Origin of the sequence: Arthrobacter sp. ISL-30, from assembly GCF_018613855.1 — a bacterium.
GTDB lineage: Bacteria > Actinomycetota > Actinomycetes > Actinomycetales > Micrococcaceae > Arthrobacter.
In genome coordinates this window covers 81,346-100,634 of sequence record NZ_JAGGPK010000013.1, presented here as the reverse complement: position 1 = coordinate 100,634, position 19,289 = coordinate 81,346, and the positions used below count along the sequence as shown (strand labels likewise).

Here is a 19,289-nt window from a genome sequence, read left to right as displayed (position 1 = left end):
TTGGGGAGAATCTGCTAATTCCATCATTGATGGTCCTTTCACGCCGCCGCAGCGGCCTGCCTCAGGCCCAGGGCCTGTCCAACATGATTCCCATCGGGCCGTTCGTGGCTGTCGAGGTCAGCCAAAGTCCAGGCGAGACGGAGGACGCGGTCATAGCCGCGTGCTGTGAGGATTCCCCGTTCCAAGGAGGCATCCAGAATCCGGGTGGTGGCCGGAGGCAGTTTCAATTGCCCCCGAAGGACACGTCCCGGGACCTGGGAGTTGGTCTCCATGCCCAACGGACCCAGCCTCTCCAATTGACGAGCACGCGCCGCCGCGACCCTGCGCGCCACGGTTCCCGTATCCTCCTCGGTCCCGCCCTGGCCGAACGCAGACAGTGACACCCGCTCCACCTGGAGTTGTATGTCAACGCGGTCCAGCAGTGGGCCGGACATTCTGCCGTAATAGCGCCGACGCATGGTTGGCGTGCAGGTGCAGTCAACTCCCTTGCCGGAAGCCTTTCCGCAGGGGCACGGATTGGCTGCCAGGACGAGCTGGAACCGTGCGGGATAGGCCGCCGTTCCACCGGAGCGGTGGATCACCAGCTCTCCGCTTTCCAAGGGCTGTCGCAGCGCATCCAGGACACGTCGCTCGTATTCGGGAGCCTCGTCGAGGAACAGTACGCCCCTATGTGCCCGCGATGCCGCGCCGGGGCGGGGAAGGCCGGAACCGCCGCCGATGATGGCAGCGGCAGTGGCGCTGTGGTGTGGGCTTTCAAAGGGAGGCCGTCGTCGCAGGGACACAGCCGAGGATGGCACGGCGCTCAGAGAATGTATCGCGGTGACTTCCATGGCCTCGTGGTCGCCAAGGTCGGGCAAGAGTCCTGGCAGTCGCTCCGCCAGCATCGTTTTGCCGGCCCCCGGGGGCCATGTGAAGGGTAGGTTTTGTGCTCACCAAACGAGGAGAAAGGATCCCTGCGAAATCAGCACAAACGGACCCATCCCAGTGCGATCACCACATACACACTGGTTGGCGAGGCTCAGTTCCCGCGATGGAAAGCTGAGGAGACGCCTGGCGCCTTGGCATCTCCCCTCACGCAAAGGGGCCCGATGGTTATCACCAGGACTTACCGCACCGCGCCCACCTGCGGCGGACGCGCAACCACGGCTTGACCAGCGGACACGCTAAAGAGGCTGCCGCGGAGTCGATGGCACGCTTCCATCGTTAGCGCCCGCCCGCAGGCTGCAATCGCAGGCGTTTTCTGCAGACGCCACGCCTCCCGTACCGGCAGCCGGCCGCTGATGCTGCGCTGGACCCCTGCTCAGCTACGAAGACATCATCCTGCTCTGAGAGGAACGAGTCCTCGTCATCCGGACTGCCGACGGAGGCGCTTTTCCACCCTCTGTACGCACCCCAACCCGGGCGGGCCGTAACCTGAACGCATGCATTGTCCCGTTCCTGACAGCCACCGGCGCCTGGATGACGTCCATGCCGAGTGGCATGACGCACTCGATGCCTACTTCGACGTGCATAAGTTCCGACGCACTTATAACTCCTTCCTCACCGCAGTCCAAAGCACCATCGACACGATCAGCAGGAAGAAACGGGTCATCCCCGGAGCGGAAGAAAAGATCAACGAGTGGAAAGCGTCCTTAGCCGCCGACCGGTACCACCGGTGGGGTGATAAGTCTCGGAACCTGGTCATCCATGAGGCAGACCTTTCACTTCACAGCGTCGCCTGGATGGAATACACCAGCTCGCGCCATGACACAGTGACCCGCCGCATAGACGCGAATCCCGAGACAAGCAACGAAGACCTGCTTACCGCCTTCCTTATGGGCACCCCCGAAGGAATCCGAACGGGGCTGATCAGGATCTCCAGGAAGTGGGTCGCCAACACCCTTCCGGACACCGAGCTCCTGGAAGCCGGAACCCATCTGTACCGCAACGTTGCGCAACTGGTGCGGTCCTTCCATTCTGACGAAGACCACGACTGCAGCGGTTTGGGGCTGCCCGAAAGGAGCTGCCATCGCGACGCCCGCGGATTTAGCCTTCCGGACTGCATGGCGTGGATGCCCCAGGCACCACTGATGCAAAGCGCTGACATAGAAACCCGTCAAGGCCTTGCCATAAAGGTGGCCTCAATCGAACGAGACCCGGATATGACGCCGGACAAACTGGGTCAGCATTACGGAGACTACTTCGAGCTCAAAGGCGACCCCATCCACGTGGCGCCCCGACAGCTACGACGCGCTTCGCTGTTCCTCACCGTCGACAGCGAAGCGCTCCCCTGGATGATGCTGTACAAGGGCAGCCAGTACATCGGCGCCTTTCAGATTGCGGCGGCTGGCGGCGGCACCATGAAGATTGCGCTGTTCCAGCAAATGGCCGAGCGCATCCGGGTGACTCAGGCCGACGGGTTCATCTTCACGTCAGAGCTTTGGACCGCCCGCCGGGCCGGCAGAACCAGAAAGATCCACCAACACGACGGAACCTTCTACGATCTCAAGCCCGAACGTGACGAAGCCCTCGCAGTTGTTGCAGCCACCCGCGATGGCCGAAGGCTGATGATGCTCCGTGAATTCACCCGAGACGAGCACGGATGGCCAACGCTCGGTGGAATCACTACCTATAGCCGCCTCACCGCAGAATGGCGTCCGGTCCTCGCCGCGCTCAACCAGCTTCCCCTGGGAAGCGCCTTCAGGCGGGGCTAGCAGACCAATGAGGACTCGAGTTTCCGCACGTGCCACACCGCCGGGGCTAGGATCACCGGCTTTGCTCCGTCTGCGGCGGCGGCGTGCCCGAGCCAACTAAGGCCTTCCTACTGGCGAAAGGGGATCTCGCTGCAGGAGACCTTGACGTCATGTAGGCCGTGGAAGTCCAGCAGCTGCTTCAGGCTGGCGGTGGCCTCGGAACTATATGGAGTTGGGCCTATACGAACTTCCCGTATCGGCAGCCGTCCCGGTTCGGTGGCGAAGCGATTTTCATGCATGTCATCGTTGTCGCCGCCCAGAGACGTGAGCTTCACGTAGGGAACTAGCCCAAAGGGCCCAGGGCGGTGGAAGACAAACTTCCAATCGGGGTTGGGCCACATAATGATCCGTTCTTCCCGTTCATCGAGAAAGCCTGCGTTTTTGATTAGGTCTAAGGACTCATTCATGAGGTAGGGAAAGAGCCACACCGGAGACGGCCAGGTTCGAGAGGCGAAATGCGCCTCTCAACGCCTTTACGAAGGTTTTCGAATATCTCGGCGATGATCTTTGTCTGTTGCGCCGGATCGTAGACCACGGGCTTCCAGTCACCGCCCTCAATCATTAAGGAATCCGGGTCAAAAATGACCACGGGGGTTCCGTCAGGGTGGGTCGCGATCTGCCCATCGGCTTCCTTGTCATACATATCGTCCCAGTAGCCCACCGGCGGATTCGGGTGGGTGTCCTCTTTCAGACGTGCCAGCGGAACCAGGGGCTCGTTTCGGTCGAGCCCGACTGCGAAGCGGACTTGATCGCGGCCGTAGTAGCGCCACATGGTCAGGCTGTCGCCGTCAGAGGAGGCGGAAAGCACAAAAGAATGCCGCGATCTCTCCCTCACTTCGGGAATGTATCTTTCCAACCCCTCGATGACGTCCGCCGGCAGCGCTGCCCGCTGATCCTCAAAATGCTTTCGAAGCTGGATGCTGCCACTCAGTAGTTCGTTCGTATCGTTCATGAACGCCGCCGAACCCGCCCACAGCTCGTTCTTCGCAAGGATATTCATCAAAGCGGCACCATCGGTATAGTGCCAAACCAGTGCCGGCTCATTCTTCCTCATGCCCTGAGCCTATGGTGCGTTATGGCGTTGGGCGCTCACGCTTCGCCGGGAACATCAGCCAACGCGAGCCAGCGGATGCAGCTCGGAGTCCAACTCAACATTGGGCTGGGGCTGCACCATCTTGAAGAATGTCTCTGTCTGCGCTGCGGTCAGATACTGGAAGCTCTGTGGGGGACGAAGGGTCGTGCCGAGTTCAGACAGGGGAACCGGTTTAGGGAATCGGCCGACGGTCTCGACCAGGATGCCTGTTCCGTGCTCCCGCTGGTCGTAGTAGTCAAAGAACCTGCTCTTTGAGATCCCACCAACTGCACGGAATGTGGACCAGAGCCTCTTCGGGGACATGGTCTTCTGCCCGCGGACAGCGAACCACCCAAGAAGTGAGCCAACAGGCATCGTGGCATAGATCAGAACGTGGCTGACGTCATCGGCGACGGGCCGCTTGCGGAACTCCACAACCTTCTCGCCGGAGAGAATCGCATTGGCAAACTCCGGCCTGATAGACATCAGGGCTACCCTTCCTGGAGCGTTCTTGCCCACTGAATTCCTTCCTCTGATTTGATTTGGGCGATGGATTGCGGGGACTCTTCCATGACTCCCAGCATTTTGAGGTTTTCGCGCGACACTGGCGCGTCGAGCACTTGGTCAAGCCTGAATTTGACCGCCAGTACTTCCTTTGCGCACATCTTCTGGAGTTCCTCGGCACGGTATACGGTGCGTGCTCCGGCGAAGCTCAGCACGTCGGCCAGGACGCTGGTGCGTCGTGTTTCTTCAACGACGCCGACAGCGTGCACAGCCCGCCTTTCGTGCGTCCGGAGAAAGAAAAGGGTGTCGCCCGGCTCCAACGTTTTTATACCCGAGTGGCAGATGTATACCTTACGGATCGCGTTTCCATAGGTCGAATCGAAGAAGGACTGCTGTGGCTCGGACGCAGGGAAGAGCATGCTATGGAATACCGGAATGATAGGGACGAGGAATGCCCTGTTCACACGTCGCTTTCCAGGGCCGTAGCGCCTGTTGTACTCGAGTGGGTGCTCAGGCGGCTCTTGGTCGACGCTGGGCTCCAGGATCTTGCCAAGCACAATTTGTCCTGACGCCCCGGGTTTGGGCCCCAAATCGAAGAAGCCGAACTCCCTCAGCATCGCGAGCAAGGGCTCTTTGTCCAAGGAAGCCTCGATGAAGCAGGTGTCAGCCCGCATCGACCGGATACGGGCTATGACGGCTTCCAGCAGTGTCTCTCCCAGTTTCTTGCCCTGGTTGGCTTCGGCAATCTTGAACGTGCAGATCTTCACGCTGTTCCCGGTCAATCCGGACACTTCCGGTTCCTGACGATCGAGGACCGCCAGGCCACGGATGTCCCTACCGCCCCCTATGACCAAACAGCTCCGTCTTTCGGCAACCACCTTCTCCCACCAGCTGGAAAAGTCACCATAATCAGCTCGGAGTGAATCAAAGAACGGTTGGACGGGATCTATGGTGTGAGGCTGGACGTCATCGACCGAATAATGAACTGGCAGCTGCCCCGACAGTGCCGTCAACACCCCTTGGGCGTCATCGAGCATCATCACGCGCTCTTGAAGTCCCGCATGACGAGCATGCGCGTGGAGCTTTCGGTCCTCAGTTATCAGCCAGGTGGCGGCGTTACGTTGCAGTGTAAGAAGCAGCGCGGCGTCCACACCGTCGTTACTGCGGGCCCCCAGATACGGTGCATAACGTGCCTCATTCAGGAATCCTGTGGTGAGTTCAACACGTCCCAACCGCGGATACTTCTCCAACTGACGGCGCCGGCGGTCCCTTAGCTGGCGATCTTGAATCCGCGAGATGTCGTCAAATTGATTCTCCACGATGGAGATCTTGCCCCCAGCGTCCAGAACTAGGCGATAAACGTTCGACGCCGACCGGTGGTTGACGTGATCTGCATCCTCATCACCCTCGATGGCGAGAACAATGTTTGTGTCCATCAGGACTCGCAGGTCCCCCATATGCCCCGTGTCGCTTCCCATTTCTCCCCAAGCTCTCGAATGCGGCAGACCATCCACGTTGTCCCTGCTGCCTACGCTACTGACCTGAGCTCACGCTGGCCCTTTGCCACGGCGGCGGGCCAGAAAATGACCTTGAAGCCGCCGACGGCCAGCTGGGGCCCGTTAGTGCCGAAGGCAACGGGTTACCGCGCAGAAGCCGCCTACCGGAGTGCCTGTCCGGTACACGCAGCCGAGTGCGACGCTCGTCTTCGAGAACTTAGGCTGCGTGGCGGCCGCTCCTAAGACCATTCATGGGCCCCCAGACTCGACGGCTGATCACCCGGTTCCAGGACGTCCGCGGCAACCGTGTCGACGCCCGAAATGCCTCGTATACGAGTGCATCGTCATCCCCATGGTTAAGGACAGGGACCCGGGGGTCTATGTAAGGGGTATGTTTTGCGGTGATAAGACGGGGTGAACAGATCCCTGCTAAATCAGCACAAACAGGCCCATCCCACTGCGATCACCACATGTTCACCAACTCTCGAGTTCTGACCCCGCGAAGGAAAAAGAGAGGAGATGCTGACGCCTTGGTATCTCCCGCTCACGTAAAGAACCCGAGCGGAGATGGCCAGACTTACCGCACCGCGCCCACATGCGGCGGCGGCACTCACGACTTGAACACGGGACACGCCGAAGAGTCTGCCGCGCACTCGATGGCGCGCTTGCATCGCAGCGCCCGCCCGCAGAGACTGCAATCCCATCGGTTTTCCACATACTCAACGACTCCCCTACCCGGCAGCCGGCCGCTGATGCTGCACTGGAGCCATGCTCAGCCACGAAGACATCATCATGCTCGGAGGAACGGGTCCTCGTCATCCAGGATCACAAGGAAGGCCGCTGCTGGTGCGGCCAGACCTGGGATTGACCCGCACCAGTAGGGGCGGCGGCCAGCGCGACGTCGTAGACGGACATCCGGAATAGCCTCGACCTGGGGGCCCGCTGGGCCTGGAGTCGTGAACCCATCTCGCCCCGTTATGCATAGGGACAGCCTGGAGGATCGCCAGAATCCGCACCAACTCTCAAGTCCGGGATGGGTCGCGAAACTTCCACCTGAACGGCTGCTTTGCTTAGGCGTGGGGCGCGGCAGGGCTGCAACACCTACCTCACAACTTTTCGCCAGACACCGCCGGGAGGCGGCTAGGCCCACTGCCTGGACGACTATTCAGGACCGGGCGCTGAGCCTTTGAATGAACTCATCGGCCTGAGCCAGGTTCCGCGCCATCTTGGCCCGCTGATGCACAGCCCTCTCCAGAAATTCCGCCAGCGCCACGGATCCGTCCGGCGACGCGCTGTCCGGCGCTCCAAGGAGGGCAAGGATTTCAGCCATTTCTTCCAGCGAGAATCCCAAAGGCTTCATCTGCTTGATGACCATGAGGCGCTCGAAGTCGTCCTCCGAGAACACCCTGAACCCGCCCTCCGTCCGGGCAGTAGCAGGCAGCAGCCCCACGTCGTCATAGTGCCGGATGGTACGCAGTGACAGACCTGTCCGCTCCGCCAGCTCGCCGATGTGCATGGTGTTGGTGCTGCTGATCTTGGCAGTCATCAGTGCCTCCGTCCTGTTCTGATTGCAACTCTACCATCACGTTAGGGTAGAGTTTTGATAGTGGGTGAGACCTTGCAGACTACTTCCTCCACTTCCCGGCGCGGCGCTGCGCCCCCACATGCATTCGCAAAAACGAAGCCGCATCAGCGTGTCTTCTTGACCACGAACGGAGCCAGCAATGGCCGTCAAAACCGCCGGGGAAGCCCCGGCCTACACACCCGAACAGTTGCAGTCGGTCCGGGGCACCATGATGTCACCGCGCCGGCTCAAGACCGAAGTGCTCGCCGGGCTCGTCGTTGCCCTGGCCCTGATCCCGGAGGCCATCGCCTTCTCGATCATCGCCGGCGTCGACCCTCGGATCGGGCTGTTCGCCTCCTTCACCATGGCCGTCACCATCGCCTTTGTTGGTGGCCGCCCTGCCATGATCTCCGCTGCTACCGGTGCGATCGCCTTGGTTATCGCCCCGCTGGTGAAGTCCCACGGCGTGGACTACTTCGTTGCCGCGGTGATCCTTGCGGGCATTTTCCAGGTAATCCTGGGATTGTCCGGCGTTGCGAAACTGATGCGGTTCATTCCCCGCTCGGTGATGGTGGGATTCGTCAATGCCCTGGCCATTCTGATCTTCATGTCCCAGGTCCCGGAACTCCTCGGAGTCCCTTGGCTCGTCTACCCCCTCGTCGCTTTGGGCCTGGCGATCGTGTTCGGCCTGCCAAAGCTCACCAAGGCAGTGCCTGCCCCGTTGGTGGCCATCGTGGTCCTGACACTGATCACCGTGTTCGCCGCCGTCGCGGTTCCGACCGTGGGCGACAAGGGCGACCTGCCCGATTCCCTGCCGACACTGTTCATCCCGAATGTGCCGTTCAGCCTCGAAACGCTGCAGATTATCTTTCCGTTCGCCCTGGCAATGGCCTTCGTGGGACTGCTCGAATCTCTGATGACGGCCAAGCTCGTTGACGACGTCACCGACACCCGCTCCTACAAGACCCGTGAGGCCTGGGGTCAGGGCGTGGCGAATATCGTCACCGGGTTCACCGGCGGCATGGGTGGCTGCGCGATGATCGGCCAGACCATGATCAACGTCAAAGCCTCCGGCGCACGCACCAGGATCTCGACCTTCCTTGCCGGCGTCTTCCTGCTGATCCTCGTCGTCGTCCTCGGCGGCGTTGTCTCCGTGATCCCTATGGCGGCGCTCGTTGCAGTGATGATCTTTGTTTCCTGGGCCACGTTTGACTGGCACAGCATCCACCCCCGCACCCTGAAAATGATGCCCAAGAGCGAAACCTTCGTCATGGTCGCTACCGTTGTCGGCACAGTCGCCACCCACAACCTGGCAATCGGCGTCGGGGTTGGCGTCATTGTTGCCATGGTGCTGTTTGCCCGCCGGGTCGCACACTTCGTCACCGTCGAACGGACCGTCAAGACCATTGGCGGCCACGAAACTGCCACCTACGTCGTGGACGGCGAGCTATTCTTCGCCTCCTCCAACGACCTCTACACCCAGTTCGAATACGCACTCGACCCCGAAAACGTCATCATCGACATGCACGCCTCCCACCTCTGGGACGCCTCCACCATCGCAGCGCTGGACGCCATCACCGAGAAGTACCACCGCCACGGCAAAGATGTGAAGATCATCGGCCTCAACGACGCCAGTGTGCTCATGCGCGAACGCCTCGGCGGCAAACTCGGCGGCGGACACTGAACCAACCCGTGATCCTCAAGAGCTCCCCTTGCAACTGGAAGGGGAGCTCTTTACATATGGGGTGCAGATCAAGGCCAAGAGCTAGATTCATCTTTCCGGCCAGCTGGTCGCCTCGACAATCGATATCGGGAACGCGGCGCGGTAGGTCAACGACGCCCATGGCATAACTTTCGCCAGAGATCGATGACTTAGGAGATGGGTCCAGCCAAAGCAAAACGAATGCGGAGTCAGGCGTCGTTGGGGTTGTCGAGTTGCTTGCGCAGCCGCTGGACCTCTGCCTCTGCCGCGGCAAGCCGGGCCTCAATCTTCTTCCGGTCGATGCCCGGCGACGAGGCCGGTGCCGGACTCGTCTTCGAAACCAGCCAGCCGATCCGCTGGTAGCCGGTGATCCGCCCTACCTGCGTACACGCGAAGCAGTCCCTCTCTGGCTCGGGGCGCGGCCAGCGCAGGTCGATCATCTTCCGGATGTGGTCTCGCTCGGAGCCCTTTTCAGGCCATCCAGTGTTATCCGCTGCTGCCCAACTTTCCTCGAAGTCTCGCCGGATCTCCGAGATGCGCTCTTCGGACACTATCTTGGGCCCGTCCTCGGGCTTCCAATCAACGTCAGTGCAGACCTGGTCATAGTGCCCGCAGGCGAGCTTGACCCGCCAGAACGCCGACAAGTGTGGCCCGGGCTTCCGGATCTTCGCCCAAATCTCGACGTCCATCCAGTCGTACTCCGGCTCCTCAGGGTCCGCCGGGAACTCCATAATCTTCCGATCGACCCATTCGACGATGTCGCGATACGGCTTCTGGATAGGGCCGTGTTCGGTCGGGCACCAGTACTCGCCGACGGGAAGCCGGCGTCGGGTGATGGGGTCGAGGTTGCTGCGATCGTCCGGGTACTTGTCCTCCCCGTGCGTGAAGACCTCATGCGTGCAGCCGCACTCCAACTCGACGCGCCAGCGAAACATTTCCTTGGCTTCCGGGACGAAGAGTGGCCAGAACACTGGCTCGTACTGCTGCCGAAGCTCGGCCACAGCCTTCTCGAACTCCTGGAGCGCCTCCTTCTGAGGCCGCGCCCGCCCCGGTACTCGTGTCAGCAGGCTCCCTGGCGCAGGTTTCTGGTCGGCTGGATCGCGGTTCTCGGCGGCGTGCATTCCTCGATCTTTGTCCAAAGCTCCGGTCAAGTCGAGGGGATACGGGGCTACGGCCGAAGCATGAGACGACGGTGCTTGACCACTTAGGTTTCCACACCACTTGTGGCCGTTACCCACGAAATTCAGGTCCTGCTTAACCCGCCTCAGGAATGTCCGGGCCGATGGGATCAGCTGTTCCTCCGTCGTCCCGTTGTCCTCAACGTACCTAGCTCTTGCACACCTCCCAAGAGACAATGATGCGCATGGTCAACCGCTATCAACCATTGTCGGAGCGCCAGATGAGAGTCCTGAAGTGGGTGGTGGACGGGTGCCCGGACGGGTGGTGGGAGGACTACTCCTACAAACGCACGACCTACGCGTTGGACGATCGGGGCCTAGTCACCGTGGACCGTCGCCGAAACTCGTGGTCGGCGCAGGTGACCGACGACGGCCGCTACTACCTAGAGCATCGTCAGTACCGGCCGAATCCCGAAGGAGGGGGCCCACGTTCCGCGGCTGCGGAGCAGCGCAAGAATAGCCGTGTCGCTGTCGAGCTCTCCTCGGTTGATCTCATTGCCGAGCTTCAAGCCCGCGACGGCGTCCTCACCATCCCCGATCCTGCGCCGAACACGCGCGCTCTGTACCGCTCGGCGATCAGCAAAGTGATCTCCGCGGGCGCAGCGCCCGAGGGCTACTTGCTGCGCCATACAGGCCGTGATCGCGGCGACCTCGTGATTCGCCTGATCTCGCGTTATGACGCCGGTCAGAGCGAGGAGAAGCTTCCGCCCATACCTGCCCCCACCACCCTAGAGACCGTAGACGAGACGGTGCGGACGCTGCGGGACGAGCGCCCCGAGCTCCTCGACGTTGCGGACTCGTCTCGCCAACGGGCCCTGCTGGTGCTGCAGGCCATCGCGGACGAGTGCGGCCGACGAGGCTACGAGTTCAACCTGCGTCCTGACAACGCACCGACCTTCCAGATCAGCGTGGACGGCGTCTCCACAGGCTTCTTCATGTTCGAGGAATACGAGAACCGCCCCGTAGTAAGCGAGGACGAGCTCAAAGAGGCGAAGTACCCCTGGCAGCGGGTTCGGTCGACTGTACAGAAGGTCCGCTCAGGAAGACTGGCCATCCAAACCGGTTCGCGCAACTCCCCCGTCTCATGGGCGGATAGGAAGCGCTGGAGCCTCGCCGATCGTCTGCCGGACCTCTTTGCCTACGTCGAGCAGTCCACGATCGAGACCATCGAAAAGCGCGCACGTGACGAGCGCGAACGCATCGAACGCCGACAGGCATGGGAACAGGCACTCGACCGGGCGAAACAGCTCTACGTGACCGACCTGAACCGCCGCCGGCTCGACGATCAACTCGCCGCCTCCCGCCGGGCCGAAGACCTCCGCCGCTACGCAGACAGGATCGACCGCCAAGCCGATGCCATGGACGATGCCGAGGCTTCGCTCCAGGCCCATCATTGGGCAGCATGGACCAAGTCGGAGGCCGACCGCACCGATCCTCTGCACCGCCCGGCGGATCTCGTCTACGTCAAGCCGGCGGAGGACATCAAAGACAGCGATCTGGAGGCCTTCATGCCGCGCGGGATGAGCGTTTGGCGTCCTCCTCCCCGGTAGAGGGATCCAGGCGCTGAGCTCATCTGGGTGGTTGGTCGGCGCGCAGCATTTCGACGGGCGTGCCGAGCTCGCTCTCAAACTGGGAGGCGAGCGCCGGGTGACCGTGAGCGCGCAAGGCGTTGATCGCGCTCTGGGCGACTTCACCGACTCGCTTGATCTCCTTGCGTAGCTCGACCAGCTCATCGAATCGCTCGACGTTCTCAGCACCGCACCAACCTCTCAGCACTTCACGGATCGGCGCGGAAAATTCGCGGTCTACCTCCTCAGAGATCTCGGGTGAGATATAGTCGTCCCCTCGTCCCCCAGACTGATACTCACCGTGGATCGCGGCGTATCTCGCCTTCTTCTCCTCGGTCTGCACCCGCTGGAGGATCTTCTCCGCGTTCTGTTCGGCGACGGTGCGGGCGACGAGCTCGGTAGCCGGCCAGGGCGCGATCACAGCTCCGTCCTCAATGAACGCCTCCGGGTGGTCGGTCAGTTGTTTTGCCCGAAGGCCGAGTCGAGCAGCCAGCACCTCTGGCTGCCTGATCGTGATCGAAGCCCCGTCCCGGTAGTTGATCGTGGCGAGCTCTGCGTCCACGTACGCCTCCAAGATCTCGCTGGCGGCGTATTCCCGAGGGTCCTCTTGGTCCGGGCCGACGGCGCTCACTCGCGCCCAGCGCTCTTCACGCGCCTCGAATTCTGCAGCTTGGCTCCACAGCACCTTGAGGCGGGCCGGCGGGACCCATTCCTCCTTGCCCTCGAACCTGTCAGCAAGGAAGGACACCAGGACCCGCGCTGGCTTCTGTGCTCCCTGTCGCACGACTCGCACTTCCACCAAGGGGTCGACACCTCGGGCGCGGTAGGCCCATGACTCACCGGGTTCCATACGGTGATCATCTCCCACCTGCCCGGCCGAGCCAGTACTCGGGTCTGCTAATCGCTCCGGCACATGCAGGAACGCCGGCTTCTGTTGGACCCAATGGGGCTGTCGCCATCAGATATCGGTGAGGGCACGTCCGTCTCGTCGCGAGCTCCAGCCTCCTTGGAACAAACAGCATCCTTGGGTTGAGGTGCAGGGGATGATCGTGCTGGGGCGATCTTCAGGTCCTTCCCGGTGAGGCTGCAGGACTGAACTGCAACTCTCTCCTTTCGTGCGTGTTGCAAACACTATTCATGAATCGGTTGTGCTGTCAGGCCATGGCCTCGACCGAAGGCATGTCGTTAGATATCAGTGTTCGACCAGAGTTGCACCATCCGAGGATTTGTCGCATTTTGACGCCTACCTGCATTCCGGCGGCTTGAGTTGAAGTCGCCAGCGCATTATGACTGTTTCGGTGAAACGCGGGCGGCCCTGCCATTTCCATAATGCCTTCCCTGATGTTGGAGGGACCGTTTACGGCTCGATGAGTCCGGTGCGGATGGCGAACCTTGTGAGGTCCAGCCGGTCGCGCAACCCCAGCTTTTGGAGGACATTGGCCCGGTGGCGATCGACGGTTTTCATGCTGATCATGAGGATCTCGGCGATCTCCTTGGTGGAGTTTCCCTCTGCGATGAGCTTCGTTATCTCCTCCTCGCGGGGAGTGAGGAGGCTGTCGGGCATACGGTCACCACGGCGGTCGCGTTCCAGATAGTCGCGGATGAGCGCGGTGACAGCGCCGGGGTAGAGGAAGGACTCCCCGCGCATTGCTGCGCGGCATGCTTCGATGAGGTCGCGGTCTGCGACTGACTTGAGCACATAGCCCGAGGCCCCTGCGCGGAGCGATTCGAAGAAGTACTGCTCGTTGTCGTACATGGACAGGATGAGGATCCGCACGTCGGGTGCGCTCCGCGATATCTGTCGTGCCGCCTGGATCCCGGTCATCTGGGGCATTGCGATGTCGAGAACTGCGAGGTCCACCCCGCCCGCGGTCGCGGCGGCGACGGCCTCTGTGCCGTTGGCGGCCTCGGCGACGACGGTGAGGTCCGGTTCCGCGTCAAGGATCAGGCGAAGGCCGCGGCGGACCAGGGCGTGGTCATCGGCAAGCAGGATGCGGATAGGTTCGCCCATCAGTTCAGCTCCCCGCCTCGACGCCGGGAACGACGAGGCGAACGTCGGTCCCCCCGCTACGCCGTGCGGCGATCGTCAGCTCGGCACCGATGAGCAGGGCGCGTTCGCGCATCCCGCGGATGCCCGCGCCCTCCCGGAGGTCGCCACCCTTCCCGTCGTCGAGAATCCGCAGCGTCAGCCCTTCCGTCGTCGAGATGAGCGCGAAATTGACCCGTGTCGCGTGCGCGTGCCGGGCAACATTAGTGAACGCTTCCTGCGCGATGCGGTAAAGCACCAGCTCGACCTCCCCGCTGAGCTCGGGGAACTCGTCATCGAGCTCCCAGGTCACCGGGATCCCGCTCGAGCGGGAGAACTCCGAGCCCAGCGAACTCAGCGCGCTCCGCAGGCCAAGGTCCGCGAGAACGCCCGGGCGAAGACGCTGCGCTATCTGGCGGACCTCCTCCAGGCTCGCGCGGACCGCCTCCTGGGCGACGAGGCTCTCCTCGCGCAGATCGTCGGGAGACCGGTCGACGACCCGCTTGAGACTGAGGAGGGCGACGGTCAGACTCTGGCCGATCTCGTCGTGCAGTTCCCGCGAAATCCGTTGACGTTCCCCCTCCTGCGCGGCCAGCGCGAGGGCGCTGCTCGCGCTGTTCTCCGCCTCCAGCCGATCCAGCATCTCATTGAACGTGCGGATGAGATGCTCGAGGTCGCCGTTTCCGGCTTCGATCGCCCGGTCGCCACCGCGCCGCAACAGGCCCACCCGGCGCATCACGGTCGTCAACGCGTCAAGCGGTGCCAGGCTCGCCCGCACCAGTGCGGCGTTCGCCGCGAGGATGAGCGCCAGCCCGATGAGCAGGACCGGTACCTCGGTGAGCAGGACGGGCGACGACACCGTCGCCGGCGAAAGCGCCAACACGAGCGTGCCCACCGCGAAGAGCAATCCGTTGATGATGAACAGTCGCCAGAACAGCAACTGTGCCGGTCCCTTCAAAGGCACGCCGCGTGCCTTTCCGGCGGCCCTGGTTTCGAGCGCGGTCCGCATGCGTACTAGCCTTGCGCGGCCCGCGTCCTTTGTCCATGAGGGCTCGCACCCACGGGCGGCTGAAACCCATGCGCGCGGCGCATCAGAAATGGGTGTCAGGCCCAATGGCACCTTCCCTGACCGCAAGTAGAGACTGGATCTACACCTAGAACCGACGGAACGGAGGCCCAATGGAGACCACCCACTCCACCGTTCCCGGCTCCGGCTTGCTGCACGACTGCCAGACCCGCGACGGCCAGCAATTCCGCATCCTCGTCACGCGTCCCGGCAGACGCGAAATCTTCGTTTACGACCCGGCGGAGCCCGATCGGGCCGTGGCACGGATCGTGCTCGAGGAGGACGAAGCCGATCAGGTCGCCGAGCTCCTGCACAGCCAGCCGATCACCGATCGCATAGCCGAACTCGAACGCCGGGTCGCCCGACTCGCAGGGAGCGGGCAATGACGATCGCGGACCCGCCCGTGTCGTCCATTCATACCGGAGGCTCGGTTGGTAGACGCGACTTGGCTGGATCGGCGAACTGAAAAGCCAGGTACTCGCAGGATCATTCCGGGAGAGGACCCGATGGAGCACCTCAGCCGATTCGCCCGCGAATTCCTCAAGGCGCTCAGGAACCTTCTGCCCATCGTTCTCGTCGTTGTCCTGTTCCAACTGCTGGTGTTCCGCTCCATGCCCGATGACCCACTGGAGCTGGTGGCGGGGCTCCTGATCGTGGCTGTGGGCATTGCCCTGTTCCTGTATGGCCTGGATCTGAGTATCTTCCCAGTCGGCAAGAACCTGGCAAATCAGTTCGTCCGGAGCGGGGCACTGGGGTTGTTGCTGCCCTTTGGGTTTGCCATTGGCTTCGCCGCCTCCATCGCGGAGCCGGCCGTGATCGCGGTGGCGGAACAGGCCCAGCTGGTCAGCGAGGGCCGGATCAATGCACTGGTGCTGCGCTTCGTCATCGCTGTGTCGGTGGGGCTGGTCTTGATCCTGGGCATCCTGCGGGTCCTACGGGGCTGGGCGGTGTACAAATTGTTGATTGCGGGCTACGCGATGGCGCTGGGACTGACGTATATCGCCCCGCCGGAGATCATTGGTCTTGCCTACGATTCGGGCGGGGTCACTACCAACATCGTCAGTGTCCCACTGATCGCGGCGATCGGTCTCGGCCTGGCCAATTCCATCAGGGGACGCAGCCTGCTCGCCGACGGCTTTGGCCTGGTCGCGCTGTGCGTGATGGTGCCCATGATCGGGGTCCAGCTCTACGGCATCTGGGTCTACACCTTCGGCGAGGCCGGGCCGGCCCCGCCGGTCACCGACGCCGGGGAGGAGCCAACGGGTTGGGTGGTCGGCATGATCCTTGGCCTCGCCTCAATGGTCCGGGAAGTCCTGCCTATTGTGGCCGTTGTTCTCTTCTTCCAATGGGTCGCCCTGCGGCGCAGGCTGCCCCACCCCCTGCGGGTCGTCACAGGCTTCATCATGGTCCTGGTGGGGCTGTATGCGTTCGTGGTGGGGCTCAAGCTCGGGCTGTTCCCGCTCGGGACCCTGATGGCGGAGCAACTGATCGAGCAGGGCGTCCCGGCGCTGATCCTGCTCTTCGCGCTGCTCATCGGCTTTGCGGTCACGATGGCCGAACCTGCCCTGGTGGCCATCGGAGAACAGGCGCAGGACGCGTCTCCGGGCAAGATCAGCGCGTTCGCCGTCCGGGTGATTGTCGCCGTTGGCGTCGCCCTCGGGATTGGCTTCGGCGTCTACCGCATTCTGGTGGGAGGGCCCTTCCACTACTTCATCATGGCCGCCTACGCGGTCGCGCTCGTGCTGGTGTTCTTCGCGCCGAAGTACATCATCGCGCTGGCCTTCGACCTCGGCGGGGTGACGACGTCAGAGGTCACCGTGCCGCTGGTAACCGCCCTCGGGATCGGCCTTGCGGCCGCCGTGGAGGGCCGGAACGTACTGATCGACGGGTTTGGCCTGATCGCGTATGCCTCCATCTTCCCTGTCATCTCCGTCATCGTGTATGCCATGGTGATGGAAAGATTTCCCCGCCTAAGGAGGGAGCCGGCATGAAATTCACAGCAGTCATCGTGATCGCCCCGGACGAGCTTGAAGACAAGGTGATCGAACACGCCCAACGGGCCGGGGCCACCGGTGTGACCATCCTGCCGGGCAAGGGCATCGGGGGCAAGGCCAGGAAGACGTTTTTCGGGCTCACCTTCGAAGGGACCCAGTCCGTGCTGCTGATGGTCGTGGGGGCACACCTGACCGCGCCGATCCTAAAGGAACTGCACTCGACATTGGTTCAAGGAACGGAATCCCGCGGCCTGGCCTTCGCGATCCCCATCGAGCACCTGACCGGGATCGACATGCGCCAGGTCGTCAGATTCGAGGAACACCTGCGCCGCGAGGACACCTGAGCCGGTCCAGCACTTTACAAGGAGGAAAGAGATGCTCACTGTCAAAGATGTCATGGTCCCCGAGGTCGTCACGATCTCCCCTTACAGCACCCTGCGGGAGGCGCTGTCGATGATGAAAGAGCGCCAGGTGAAGAGTCTGGTGGTGGAGCGGCAGCACGCCCACGACGCCTACGGCATGCTGAGCTACAGAGAACTCCTGGACACCGTCGTTGCACAGGAGGGCGATGTAGACCTCCTGAACGTCTATGACGCAGCCACGATTCCGGCCATCACCGTGAACGAACAGTTGTCCGTCCGCCAGGCCGCCGCTTTGATGAGCCGCTATCACCTCAGCCGGCTCGTCGTGGTGGAAGGCAATCAGCTCGTCGGACTTCTCGCAATGAATGACATCCTCGCCCGGCTCATGGAGGAACTAACGTGACATTCACCCGCTCCGCTGACCACTACGTTGGCAGGTGACATTGTCTTGTCGGGACTGCTCGAGGACTCACCGAATGGACGACCAGAACTCACCGGATGCCCGCCCCCGCTCCTTCCTGCTCGGAGGGGAAAGTCCTTCTGAGTTACTGCGCATCGGCTCCATCCTGCGCAAAGAGACTGTCGGCGGCGCGCTGCTCGTAGCAGCTGCGATCATCGCGCTGATCTGGGCAAACTCCCCGCTGTCTGCCGGCTACTTCCAGCTGAGGGATATCCGGGTCGGATACGGGCCGTGGCATCTGGAACTCAGCCTGGGCGAGTGGGCATCGGACGGTCTGCTGGCCATCTTCTTTTTCCTCGTCGGCCTTGAACTTAAGCGGGAGTTCCTGATCGGGGATCTGCGCGAGCCCAGCAAGTCGGTCGTGCCGGTTGCCGCTGCCGCCGGTGGGGTCGCTGTTCCCGCCATCATTTACTCCGTGGTCAACCTGGCCAGTCCCGAAACGCTGAGGGGGTGGGCGATTCCGACAGCGACGGACATCGCCTTCGCCGTCGCTGTTCTGGCCCTGATCGGTTCGCACCTGCCGGGTGCGTTGCGGATTTTCCTCCTGACACTAGCCGTGGTTGATGACCTGATCGCAATTGGCATCATCGCGTTCTTCTATTCGCAGGACATTCGTGCGGAACCGCTGCTGCTGGTGTTGCTCGCCTTGGGTTCCTACACCTTTCTTGCACACCGGTACCGGCGGTTCTTCTCTACACGGGCAGCGGCCTGGCTGATCCTGCTTCCCCTGAGCGCTGCCGCCTGGGTTCTGGTCCACAATTCAGGGATCCACGCGACTGTAGCAGGAGTCATGCTGGGCTTCGCTGTCCCGCTCGCTCACTCCAAGGGCGGACCGCAGCCGGGCGGGGGGTTGGCCGAGATCCTGGAGCACCGGCTCCGTCCCGTTTCAGCTGGTATCGCCGTGCCGGTGTTTGCCTTCTTTGCAGCAGGTGTACAGGTGGGCGGCCGGGACGGGGTCGGATCCCTGTTCGCGAACCCGGTGACACTCGGGATCATCATCGCCTTGGTCATGGGCAAACCAGCCGGAATTCTCGGAACGGTCTGGCTCCTTACCAAGGCCACCAGGGCAAAACTGGACCGCTCCATCAAGTGGATCGATATTATCGGCGTTTCGCTCCTCGGCGGGATCGGCTTCACCGTTTCCCTGCTGGTCGCGGAACTCAGCTTCGGCCACGGCAACAGCTACGGTGACCAGGCGACGACAGGGATCCTGGCGGCGTCCCTCATCGCCTCACTGCTGGCTGGTGCAGTCCTGCTGCCCAGGAACCGCCACTACCGACACACCAACTCCTCCCGGCCTTCCAGCGCGGCAGGCCCAGGCCCCGGAGAGTCTTCGCATTCGGCTGCATGAACTCTTCGACGCAGCGGGCCTTGCACGCAGCAAGGCTGCTGGCCGACCTGCCACGGCAACCCGCTGCACCAATCATGGAGCAGGAAGAGAACCATCACTGCCATCTTGCGGTCTAGCGTTGCTCGCCGAGGGCAGGACCGTCAGCCAGACAGCCAACGCCTGCGCGTACTCCTCCGACAGCGCGTTCCGGCCTTCGGGCGGACTTCGGGCGACG

At 62.4% G+C, this 19,289-nt stretch carries 18 protein-coding genes and 1 pseudogene; 9 read left to right on the top strand and 10 right to left on the bottom strand.

Going from position 1 to position 19,289, the window contains the following annotated elements; translation table 11 throughout:
- Positions 1–38 precede the first annotated feature (38 nt).
- Positions 39–911: pseudogene (locus tag J7E82_RS06020) on the bottom strand (YifB family Mg chelatase-like AAA ATPase); the annotation flags it as partial.
- A 510-nt stretch (positions 912–1,421) separates the two neighbouring features.
- Here J7E82_RS06020 and J7E82_RS06015 point away from each other — a divergent pair.
- Complete coding sequence (locus tag J7E82_RS06015; protein ID WP_214861498.1) at positions 1,422–2,693, top strand: hypothetical protein; 1,272 nt, start codon at positions 1,422–1,424, stop codon at positions 2,691–2,693.
- 107 nt (positions 2,694–2,800) lie between these two features.
- Here the strand turns inward: J7E82_RS06015 and J7E82_RS06010 are convergent, their stop codons facing one another.
- The 4 genes from J7E82_RS06010 to J7E82_RS05995 form a co-directional block, all read right to left on the bottom strand.
- On the bottom strand, positions 2,801–3,007 hold the full coding sequence (locus J7E82_RS06010; protein WP_214861496.1) for a hypothetical protein: 207 nt from the start codon (positions 3,005–3,007) through the stop codon (positions 2,801–2,803).
- Positions 3,008–3,135: 128 nt separating this feature from the next.
- Positions 3,136–3,786, bottom strand: coding sequence for a hypothetical protein (locus J7E82_RS06005; protein ID WP_214861494.1), 651 nt, complete (start codon positions 3,784–3,786; stop codon positions 3,136–3,138).
- 54 nt (positions 3,787–3,840) lie between these two features.
- Complete coding sequence (locus J7E82_RS06000; protein ID WP_214861492.1) at positions 3,841–4,290, bottom strand: hypothetical protein; 450 nt, start codon at positions 4,288–4,290, stop codon at positions 3,841–3,843.
- A gap of 5 nt (positions 4,291–4,295) precedes the next feature.
- Positions 4,296–5,822 (bottom strand): hypothetical protein, encoded by a 1,527-nt coding sequence (locus J7E82_RS05995; protein ID WP_214861490.1) that lies wholly within the window; start codon positions 5,820–5,822, stop codon positions 4,296–4,298.
- Between the two features lie 750 nt (positions 5,823–6,572).
- Here J7E82_RS05995 and J7E82_RS05990 point away from each other — a divergent pair.
- Positions 6,573–6,728 carry a hypothetical protein gene (locus J7E82_RS05990; protein ID WP_214861488.1) on the top strand — a complete coding sequence of 52 codons (156 nt, stop codon included), beginning with the start codon at positions 6,573–6,575 and terminating at the stop codon, positions 6,726–6,728.
- A 241-nt stretch (positions 6,729–6,969) separates the two neighbouring features.
- Here J7E82_RS05990 and J7E82_RS05985 read toward each other — a convergent pair whose 3' ends face one another.
- A complete protein-coding gene (locus J7E82_RS05985) occupies positions 6,970–7,350 on the bottom strand; it encodes a MerR family transcriptional regulator (protein WP_214861486.1) in 381 nt (126 codons plus the stop codon).
- A 178-nt stretch (positions 7,351–7,528) separates the two neighbouring features.
- Between J7E82_RS05985 and J7E82_RS05980 the strand changes: the two genes are divergently transcribed.
- On the top strand, positions 7,529–9,052 hold the full coding sequence (locus J7E82_RS05980) for a SulP family inorganic anion transporter (RefSeq protein WP_214861484.1): 1,524 nt from the start codon (positions 7,529–7,531) through the stop codon (positions 9,050–9,052).
- A 227-nt stretch (positions 9,053–9,279) separates the two neighbouring features.
- On the opposite strand, the gene J7E82_RS05975 is transcribed toward J7E82_RS05980, so the two are convergent.
- Positions 9,280–10,191: a hypothetical protein gene (locus J7E82_RS05975; protein ID WP_214861483.1), complete on the bottom strand. Its 912-nt coding sequence runs from the start codon at positions 10,189–10,191 to the stop codon at positions 9,280–9,282.
- Between the two features lie 278 nt (positions 10,192–10,469).
- On the opposite strand from J7E82_RS05975, the gene J7E82_RS05970 reads away from it, so the two are divergent.
- Complete coding sequence (locus tag J7E82_RS05970; protein ID WP_214861481.1) at positions 10,470–11,798, top strand: hypothetical protein; 1,329 nt, start codon at positions 10,470–10,472, stop codon at positions 11,796–11,798.
- 19 nt (positions 11,799–11,817) lie between these two features.
- On the opposite strand, the gene J7E82_RS05965 is transcribed toward J7E82_RS05970, so the two are convergent.
- From J7E82_RS05965 to J7E82_RS05955, 3 genes are all read right to left on the bottom strand, one after another.
- Positions 11,818–12,666, bottom strand: a complete 849-nt coding sequence (locus J7E82_RS05965) for a hypothetical protein (protein ID WP_214861479.1) — start codon at positions 12,664–12,666, stop codon at positions 11,818–11,820.
- 507 nt (positions 12,667–13,173) lie between these two features.
- A complete protein-coding gene (locus J7E82_RS05960; protein WP_214861477.1) occupies positions 13,174–13,827 on the bottom strand; it encodes a response regulator transcription factor in 654 nt (217 codons plus the stop codon).
- Between the two features lie 4 nt (positions 13,828–13,831).
- Positions 13,832–14,851, bottom strand: a complete 1,020-nt coding sequence (locus J7E82_RS05955; RefSeq protein WP_214861475.1) for a sensor histidine kinase — start codon at positions 14,849–14,851, stop codon at positions 13,832–13,834.
- Between the two features lie 170 nt (positions 14,852–15,021).
- On the opposite strand from J7E82_RS05955, the gene J7E82_RS05950 reads away from it, so the two are divergent.
- The 5 genes from J7E82_RS05950 to nhaA all read left to right on the top strand — a co-directional run bounded on the left by J7E82_RS05950 (position 15,022) and on the right by nhaA (position 19,075).
- Positions 15,022–15,294, top strand: a complete 273-nt coding sequence (locus tag J7E82_RS05950) for a hypothetical protein (protein WP_214861473.1) — start codon at positions 15,022–15,024, stop codon at positions 15,292–15,294.
- A 120-nt stretch (positions 15,295–15,414) separates the two neighbouring features.
- Complete coding sequence (locus tag J7E82_RS05945) at positions 15,415–16,899, top strand: DUF1538 domain-containing protein (RefSeq protein WP_214861471.1); 1,485 nt, start codon at positions 15,415–15,417, stop codon at positions 16,897–16,899.
- Positions 16,896–17,246 (top strand): P-II family nitrogen regulator, encoded by a 351-nt coding sequence (locus J7E82_RS05940; RefSeq protein ID WP_214861470.1) that lies wholly within the window; start codon positions 16,896–16,898, stop codon positions 17,244–17,246. Before J7E82_RS05945 ends, J7E82_RS05940 begins: the two co-directional genes overlap by 4 nt.
- 31 nt (positions 17,247–17,277) lie before the next feature.
- A complete protein-coding gene (locus tag J7E82_RS05935; RefSeq protein ID WP_214861468.1) occupies positions 17,278–17,667 on the top strand; it encodes a CBS domain-containing protein in 390 nt (129 codons plus the stop codon).
- Between the two features lie 73 nt (positions 17,668–17,740).
- Entirely contained in the window at positions 17,741–19,075 is a 1,335-nt protein-coding gene (nhaA, locus tag J7E82_RS05930; RefSeq protein ID WP_214861462.1) for a Na+/H+ antiporter NhaA, read from the top strand.
- Positions 19,076–19,289: the final 214 nt, after the last annotated feature.